Here is an 8185-nt window from a genome sequence, read left to right on the forward strand (position 1 = left end):
ATGGGAACCGCGCGGGTTTCCTGCATACCGCTAACGCCCGCCGGAGCCCCAATACCGCGCGAGCGGTTTCGTCCAACGAAGTTTAGCGGCCGTCGCTGAGACGGAACCCACCGGTCGAATCTGTAGATCGTGAATGGCCGCTCGCAGGAAAAACCAATGCTCCTTGACGACCCGCTGCGGCCCTTCAGTAAACTTCTTCGAACGTCCCACCCTCACCGAAAAGCGGCCGCTCACCTTCGCGACTCCGCACGCCCGGCGGAGCCTCAGCGGCTTTGTCCAATGAAACAGGCGGTTCGCTCTCAAGGTTTGCCCTGGTCGTGCCGTTATTGCACTTCACGCCATCACCGGCCCCTGGAATCAAGGAAGTTGCAGTTATGAAGATCCTGTTTGCAGGCTCAAACGCCGCTTTTATCGCCTCCCTGAAGTCTGGCCTATCTTCATCTGGTTGCGATGTGATCGTCGCCTCCGATGGACGCGACGCACTCGATACGTTCTGCACACAACCCGTCGATCTGATACTGATGGAGATAAATGTGCGTGTGATGTCGGGACTCGAGATTACAGGCAAGATCCGCGTGATCGAGGCGATGCAGGAATTGCCATGGACACCGATAGTTTTACTGGCCGCGGCGGATTCATTGGAGAATCCTGTCACCGTTATTCAGGCTGGAGCTGACGATCTTGTTTCGCAAACAGCGCCTGAAGATGTCCTGAAAGCGAAAATCCTCGCCATGGTCAGGACGTCGACAGTGAGGCGTCAACTGGAAACGGCGAACGGCACGCTGAACAATATCCTGAACTCGGTCAGTGAGGGGGTTCATGTCCTCGACATGCACGGCGTGATCATCGCCGAGAACGCCGCATCCATTGCGATGTTTGGTTGGGAAGATGCGGACAATCTGGTTGGCAGGCCGGGGCACGAAAGTATCCACCACCATCACGCCAACGACTCGACTTTTCCTGTCAAAGACTGTCCGATCCATGCGACGCTATCGGATGGCAAGTACCGCCATGTTCAGGACGATGTGTTCTGGCGCAGGGACAATACCAGCTTTCCCGTTGAATACAAGTGCGCCGCCTTGCGCGATAACGCCGGCAACATGTACGGGGTGACCGTGGTTTTCCGGGATATCTCGGAGAGAAAGAAAGCCGAGCAGCAGATCATCTATCTCACCCAGCATTGCCCGCTCACCGATCTCCCGAACCGCGTTCTGTTTGGCGACCGGCTTAAGCAGGCCATACTCCACGCGAAACGTTCGCGTACGAAATTCGCCCTGCTGTTTGTCGACATCGACGGGTTCAAGCCAGTCAACGATCGCTACGGACATGCCGTGGGCGACATGTTGCTGCCACGCATCGCCAAACGTATGAAGCAATGCCTACGCGAGTCGGACACTATCGCCCGCATCGGCGGGGACGAATTCGTTGCCATTTTACCGGTTGTGAACGAGGCCGAAGACGCGATTTCGATCGCTGAAAAGCTGCGTCAGACTATCGAAGAACCCTTCGCAGTTGAAAATCGCATCCTGGGGGTTTCAGCCAGCATCGGCGTAGCGGTTTACCCGGACCACGGACTGGACGAACAAACGCTGCTGGTCAATGCCGACCATGCGATGTATCAGGCCAAAAGCCGTGGCGGAAATGCCGTCGTGCTAAATGAGACTGTCCTTGCTTGTAAGTGTGCCCGAATTTTTGACTTCGACGCGGGGGGCCTTGCCGGGGCAACAACGCGCGCGTCCTCATAAAAGTTCACCGCAGCCGGGACGAGCATGGCTTCATCGACTTCATGCGGGCGTATTTCCCGTCGGTGGGGATGGCCGCTCACAACGGCGCGGGTTCGCGGATGGAATCAGGGGAACCGGGGCACGACCTCGTCCCGACCTTTCTCCACCTGCAGCTTCGGCCGGCAGACATCACCCGATCGAAGCGTTTTCAGCCAACGTCTCGTGTCGTCCTTCGACCCGACATTCGCAAATCGTGCCTGCGTGACTCAACCTGGCCGGCTTCCGCCTTATGCGGTCGGCCACACCCGACCCGTTTTGGTCGCTCGACGACCTGATTTTTCAATGTCCGCTCACCGGCTTGCAGCGGACACGTGAGCGGACTCGCGACGCGCTCCGCGACGGATCTGGGCACGAAGACAAAGAAGCGTCAAGATCAGCTTGCCGCTCCTGACAGAACACCGACCGCTGTCAAACAATGCAGCCGGGCCCGTTCAGGTAACCGACCGGCGACTGTTCTCGACCAGACCGGCCCCCTTCTTCGTCGCAGTCGCAGTATGTTTAAATCCGGCGCAAGGTCGTCTTGGCGCGGAGAGAGGACCTTATCTCCATTCTGTCAACGGCGTAGGAGCCCGCTTGCGCTTCAGAAATGCTACTGCCGCGGCGGACGACGATTGCGGATATGCCGAGATGCACGGAAATGGTGATTGAGCTGATGCCTTATGCGCAATGCGGAGGTTGGGACGTGAACGTCGATTCCGACGAGGAAATCATGGTGATGACGTGAAACGCGGAACACAACGAGGTCAAGTTCAGCGAAAGCCTCGCAAGGCAGCTGCTTCGACCAGGCGTCGCGTCATGCCGCATTAAGCCATTCCAGAATGCGTCCCCAGTCCTGCGGCGTCATAGCGCCGAACCAACCGTCGTGATCGGCGTTGGCCAACAGCATGAGGCGGGCATGATCGTGTTCGATCGCGAAACGTCGTGCATGAGTAACCGGAATCATCTCGTCCTGCCGCGCGCCGACGATGACGAGCGGCCCGTCGTAACGCGATACAGCGGCGACCGAATCAAAGCTGTCATGCAGCAGCCACCGCACCGGGAAAATCGGATACTTCTCAGCCGCCACATCGGCAAGCGAATCCCACGGCGTAATAAGCACGACGCCCGCGATCGCCGACTCGTTGCCCTTGACCACGCGCGATGCCATGCCCGCGCCCAGCGATTCGCCCACCAGATAGACCGGCCCGCGCCATTGGGCCTGCGCGGCCGACAATGCGTCACGCGATGCAACGGCCGCCGCCTTCATCGTGCGCTCGCCTCGTCGCTTGCCGTGCCCCGGATACTCGACAAGGATGACGCGATACCCGGCGCGAACGAATATATGGGCGAGCGGCAACTTGGCCTCCGCGGACTCCCCGTTGCCGTGATAGACGATAAACGTACCGCGGGGTTCGTGCTCCGTTGGTGTGACGACATAACCCGCGTACACGCTTTGCACTTTCCACACGTCGATGTCGTCGCCGGGGTCCGTGACCGTGCGCAGATCGGCTGTGTCGGGCGCGGATGGAAGCAGTATGCGGTCCTGCATCCAATACAACGCCAGCGCCGCACTCAGGTAGGCGCCGACAACGAAGCATAAGGTGTAGTTAAGCAAGCGCATGCCGTGTCTCGCGCGGTGGACTTCATTGACTTCGGTGCCAGTATGAGGACAATCCGCCGGCTCGATGCGCCAATCGCCATGCCCCGTTTGCTCACATTTCGCTTAAGGAAGGTCCGTCCTAACTTCGCCTGATATAGCGCGGTCACGTCATCGAAGTCTCTGGCACAATCACTGTTTTAAGGGCGTACACCACCTCGCCGTATAAAACGAATGAAAGTCAACAATTCTCGACGGTGGGCTCCGCGCGGCCGCAAGCGGTGGATCATAGCGGCGGCGGCACTTTTTTCCGCCGCCCTCGTTCGATCAATACTTCACCCGCTACTTGGCCCGATCATGCCGGGAACCGCTTTTCTTATCGGCGCCGTGCTCGTGGAGTATTACTGCGGCCTCGCGCCCGCACTCTGCGTGATGCTGGCGGGACTCTGTCTCGCGGATTACCTGTTCGTCGCGCCCTACGGACGCATCGACATCATCGATGCTTCGGATGTCCGTCTGCTGCTCTCGTATACACTTATCACGATTGTTGTCATCACGCTGGTCGAGCGCTTGAGACGCGCGCAGTATCGCGCCGAACTGCTGGCGTCTGTCGCGCACTCGCGTTACGAAATGCTGCTGCGCGGCGATAACGAACGCCTGATCGCGCGTCGTGCCACGGATGAAATGCATCGCATGCTGCATCACATCGCGCACCACAACCATTCGCTCATTCTCATCAAGGCGCTAGATCCCGCGAGGAGCGCACCGCCCGGCAGTTTTGTCGCGGCCGCGGCAACCTCGACCGCCGCCGGAATCATCGACGACGAATCGTTTCGTGTGGGCATAGCTTACGGCGCCCGGCATTCGCAAGTGCATCAAGAAGATCTCGCGCGCGTGAACGACCGGCTCGTGCCTGGTCATCACCGCATGCGTTTTCTATCGAGCGGACATGATTGGCGCGCAGTCGAATGTGTGTGCGAACGCTTCACTACGCCGTCCGGCGAATTTCTGATCCTGCGGGTGGAAGACTGACCATGACCGCGCCTCAATTCTCGACTGCTCTAGGCAACGATCACGCGGTCCTGCTTTTGCACGGCCTGTCGAGTTCTCCTGCGGAGCTGCGATTCCTTGCACGCGTTCTCGCCGAAGAAGGCTTCGCGACCCACACGCCAGAACTGCGTGGCTACAGCGCGGGCACAGGGCATGTGCCGATGGAACAGTGGATCAGCGCAGCCGTCGCCGAATTTGACGCGCTTGCAGCGCGATACCGGCATGTTTCGGTGTGTGGCCTCTCCATGGGCGCGACGATGGCCGCTGCCGTCGCTCAACAGCGCCCAACTGCGCGGGCGTTACTGCTGTTGTCAATCACGCTCAGTTACGACGGCTGGGCGATTCCCTGGTATCGATTTCTGCTCGACTACGTCTATTACACGCCATTGCGCTCGCGCTACCGTTATCGCGAGCACGAACCCTATGGCCTGCGCAACGAGGCGTTGCGCTCGAAGATTGCACGCGTGATGCAGAGGGACGGAATCAGTGAAGTGGGGCCCGCGTCCATTGCGATGCCAGCGCTTCACGAAGCGAGCCGGTTAGCAAACTTTATACGCAAGAATCTGAAGAGCATTAGCACCGACTGCCTCATCATTCACGCGATCGACGACGAGACGTCCAGTCCGCATAACGCGCGCTACGTAGTGGCGAACGTCGGGGCGTCGTTTCTTCGCACCTGGCTCGACGACTCGTACCATATGATCACATCGGACAATGAACGCGAGGTCGTCGCGCGGGAATGCGCGCTTTTCCTGCGCGAAAGCGCCGCGGCGTCGGCGTCCTGCAACAATCCAACGCCAGTTGTATCACGGGCGCTCGCGCGACGCCTGAGACAGTTGGCCGCCGTGGCAAGAAAAACATGAGGCTCGACATCACTTCTTTTGGGCGCCGGTGCTTGGCGCTCGCAGCGGTAAGCACGTGTTGCGCAATGGGCGTCGCATACGCCGATGAACCGCAGGCGGACACCGATTGGAAAATCTCGGTCGGGCCGGGCATGTATGTGTTCCCGAAGTTCCCTGGCTCCTCGCAGCTTCAGGTGCTTCCGTTCCCCGTGCAGGACATTTCATGGAAGGACCGTGTTTTCTCACAGGGTCCAGATGTGCTTGGCGTCAACGTGCTGCGTGGAGAGAACTATCACCTCGGTATGTCGGTCAGTGTCGACTTCCAGTCGCGATCGTCGTCCGACGATGCGCGGCTCAAAGGCTTGCCCGATGTGCACTATGGACCGAAGCTGCGGCTCTTCGGCGACTACACGGTGTGGGCGTTCACCGGCGCGCTGGCGGCCTATCAGGACATCGCGGGAACCGGACAAGGTCTGACGGCGACGGCCGATTTATTCGTATCGGCGCCGATCCGTAACTGGCTCATTTCGATGGGTCCGGGAGTCACTTGGGCCAACGCGACCTATACGCAGACGTTTTTCGGCATCACCCCGCAGGAAAGCGCGGCGTCGGGATTGCAGCACTACGATACCGGTTCCGGCTGGCGCGATATTCACTTCAACGTGAATGCGACTTACAAAATCAGTCCGCACTGGTCGGCGAGCGTCGAGGCCATCGTGGGACGCCTCGAGCGTTACGCCGCAGGCAGTCCGATTACCGAGCGCCGGCTCGACGTGAACGGCATGGCGTCCGTGCTTTACCGCTTTTAGCAGAGAAAGTCTTTCGCGCGATCTTAGCGGCCGGAATAAACCCGGTGCATACACTCCGCTGTCGTCAGAGAGAGGAAACAGCGAACAAATAGTCGAGCATCATCAGTGCAACGTCCGCTGTGTCCCGCAAAGCCGACGCCTGAACGTCCGACCGACTGCGCGTGTGAACGGCGGGTTGTGGCCGGTTGCCCCTCTAGTAGTTCAACGCGGGCTGAATCTGGCATATATTGCAGCGCCGCAAATGCCGTTTGTCGCTACCACCACTTATGGAGTCTGGCTCTTTGCTGCTAACCAAAACTTCGGACACTCTTCAGTGGAAAGCAAACGCACCCTCGCCATTTTGCGCAAGTTTGCGAAGGCGTGTTGTTCCCGCCGGGCAAGCTTTGTAACGCTCGCTTGATTTATCGCCTTACTTGGCATATCACCCACTTCACTACTTCACGCAATCAGGTGCATCGACCTACAAAAGCCTTACGCTCGACCTTAGCGAGGTAGCCATGTCCGATCCAGTGCAGAGCAACAAGGTGACCGAAATCGTTCTGTTAGGCGACCTCGATTCGCATGTGATGCTGGTCAGAGAGCCGGATGGTCATGTCGATGATCCGCCTTACCGGCCGTATCGCCGCGGACAGCATCAGCCACTGCTTCCCGCCATGATCGAAGCCGCACTGGGCCGCGTCCCGAACACTCACCAGTTTGCGGCCAAGGACCATATCTTACCGACCAACTTTCCCCGTTCTCAAAGCGACGGCGATGCGGTCAGCGACATCTGCGGCCAGCGAATCAGTGTGCTCGATCTATTCCCTCCCGCATCGGCCAGACGCGAGGAGCTGAAGACACTGCGGGTCAAACACGAGTTCATCGCTTCCGCTCCGCCGCCCGACAAAAATAGTGAGCCGAAGAACTACTTTATCGAAACGGTTCTCGACGCCGAGACGCGTCTCGCGAGAAGCCCTGATCCAATCGTCGTCCTGTACGACCATAGCGGCTACACCCGGCGCGCCTTGAAGGAGTGCTGCGACAGCAACACATATCGCCCGATTCTCAAGTCGGTCATCGACAAGGCGCGGCATGTAGTCATCGGCATCAACGGCAACGCTCAGGAATGGGTAGAGCCGCTGCATCGCTTGCTGGATGAAAGGCCACACGATGCTGAGCGGAAGGTCATCATCCAGATTGCAGTGGACACCTTGCGCAAGGCGGGCTAGACATCACCAAGTACGGCGCGCTCGAAGACACCATCCGCGATATATTCGAGGACGAACATAAAGAGCCGCTTCGGGATTTCCTGCAACTGGCGGACGACGTGATCGTGATTTTTCGCGAGACTGGCGGCCTGCATATCAGCGGCTATCCGGACAAGACGCGTGCCTCACTGCATTTCTGCCCGAACTTCGACCGCCTCGCCCAATCCGATTTCTCGACCTATGGCGGCATACCCGGCAAGTTCGCTATCTTTCTGACGTCGGTGCTGAAAGAGCTGTACTGGACTTCGCTCAACGTGAAGACGCAGGGCATGGACGGCGCGCTGCGGCTCGCCGCGGTCGCCTACAACCGCTTGTTTGCCAATGGCCTGCGGCCTAGCGGACCGAAGTCCGACCCCTTCGATGCCATCATCAATGCGCTGTCGGCGGCGTCTTGTAAAGACATGGCCAATGCATGCGCCAACCCGATCAAGCGGGAATCGCTGGCCTGTTCGCTCAGCCTGTCAAGCCAGGACATCGCTCCCTGGAGCCAGCTGACGAAGAAGGCGCTGGGCGATCCCGGCGACATGCCTGCGACTCGGCTCTGGAGCCGCACCACCAACTATCTGTATCCCGCAGAAGTTCCTCCGAACCAAGACCCGCTGGAAAAATTTCGCAATATCGTCCGGTCTGGCACGCATTTCACGCTGGTCGCGCCGCCGTTCCGCGAGATCGAACGCAGTCTGGAGCACATCAGGCCGCAGCCGTTCTCGGAAGACGCGCCTTGGTTTCCGCCCTCGTATATCGACGTGCCGTATGCCGCTTTCGGCAACCTTAGGCTAGTCGATAAAGACGAAATCGCCCCCCGGCGGTCGGTCAAATTCCCCCATGTATGGTCACCTCAAAATCCCCCAGGTAACGATCGCCGGCTGAGCGGTCC

The 8185-nt window shown here is 59.1% G+C and carries 7 protein-coding genes; 6 read left to right on the forward strand and 1 reads right to left on the reverse strand.

Annotated elements, in window-relative coordinates; genetic code table 11:
* Positions 1 to 374: 374 nt before the first annotated feature.
* On the forward strand, positions 375 to 1745 hold the full coding sequence (locus AWB66_RS31645) for a GGDEF domain-containing response regulator (RefSeq protein ID WP_087633937.1): 1371 nt from the start codon (positions 375 to 377) through the stop codon (positions 1743 to 1745).
* A gap of 832 nt (positions 1746 to 2577) precedes the next feature.
* Here the strand turns inward: AWB66_RS31645 and AWB66_RS31650 are convergent.
* Complete coding sequence (locus AWB66_RS31650) at positions 2578 to 3384, reverse strand: alpha/beta hydrolase (RefSeq protein ID WP_087633938.1); 807 nt, start codon at positions 3382 to 3384, stop codon at positions 2578 to 2580.
* 210 nt (positions 3385 to 3594) lie between these two features.
* Between AWB66_RS31650 and AWB66_RS31655 the strand changes: the two genes are divergently transcribed.
* The 5 genes from AWB66_RS31655 to AWB66_RS31675 form a co-directional block, all read left to right on the forward strand.
* Positions 3595 to 4392 (forward strand): DUF4118 domain-containing protein, encoded by a 798-nt coding sequence (locus AWB66_RS31655; protein ID WP_087633939.1) that lies wholly within the window; start codon positions 3595 to 3597, stop codon positions 4390 to 4392.
* Between the two features lie 2 nt (positions 4393 to 4394).
* A complete protein-coding gene (locus AWB66_RS31660; protein ID WP_087633940.1) occupies positions 4395 to 5273 on the forward strand; it encodes an alpha/beta hydrolase in 879 nt (292 codons plus the stop codon).
* The gene (locus AWB66_RS31665) at positions 5270 to 6061 is read left to right on the forward strand and encodes a MipA/OmpV family protein (protein WP_125469873.1); all 792 of its coding nucleotides are present in this window, start codon (positions 5270 to 5272) and stop codon (positions 6059 to 6061) included. Before AWB66_RS31660 ends, AWB66_RS31665 begins: the two co-directional genes overlap by 4 nt.
* 497 nt (positions 6062 to 6558) lie before the next feature.
* A complete protein-coding gene (locus tag AWB66_RS31670) occupies positions 6559 to 7269 on the forward strand; it encodes a hypothetical protein (protein ID WP_087633942.1) in 711 nt (236 codons plus the stop codon).
* Between the two features lie 98 nt (positions 7270 to 7367).
* A partial coding sequence (locus tag AWB66_RS31675) for a hypothetical protein (RefSeq protein WP_200819125.1) occupies positions 7368 to 8185 on the forward strand: 818 nt, incomplete at its 3' end.

This window comes from Caballeronia telluris (assembly GCF_001544495.1).
Classification (GTDB): Bacteria; Pseudomonadota; Gammaproteobacteria; order Burkholderiales; family Burkholderiaceae; genus Caballeronia; species Caballeronia telluris.

What these genes read in the sequence shown, in the direction of transcription:
- AWB66_RS31645 (WP_087633937.1), top strand. Translation starts at nt 375, where the DNA reads ATGAAGATCCTGTTTGCAGGCTCAAACGCCGCTTTTATCGCCTCCCTG.
- AWB66_RS31650 (WP_087633938.1), bottom strand. Translation starts at nt 3,384, where the DNA reads ATGCGCTTGCTTAACTACACCTTATGCTTCGTTGTCGGCGCCTACCTG.
- AWB66_RS31655 (WP_087633939.1), top strand. Translation starts at nt 3,595, where the DNA reads ATGAAAGTCAACAATTCTCGACGGTGGGCTCCGCGCGGCCGCAAGCGG.
- AWB66_RS31660 (WP_087633940.1), top strand. Translation starts at nt 4,395, where the DNA reads ATGACCGCGCCTCAATTCTCGACTGCTCTAGGCAACGATCACGCGGTC.
- AWB66_RS31665 (WP_125469873.1), top strand. Translation starts at nt 5,270, where the DNA reads ATGAGGCTCGACATCACTTCTTTTGGGCGCCGGTGCTTGGCGCTCGCA.
- AWB66_RS31670 (WP_087633942.1), top strand. Translation starts at nt 6,559, where the DNA reads ATGTCCGATCCAGTGCAGAGCAACAAGGTGACCGAAATCGTTCTGTTA.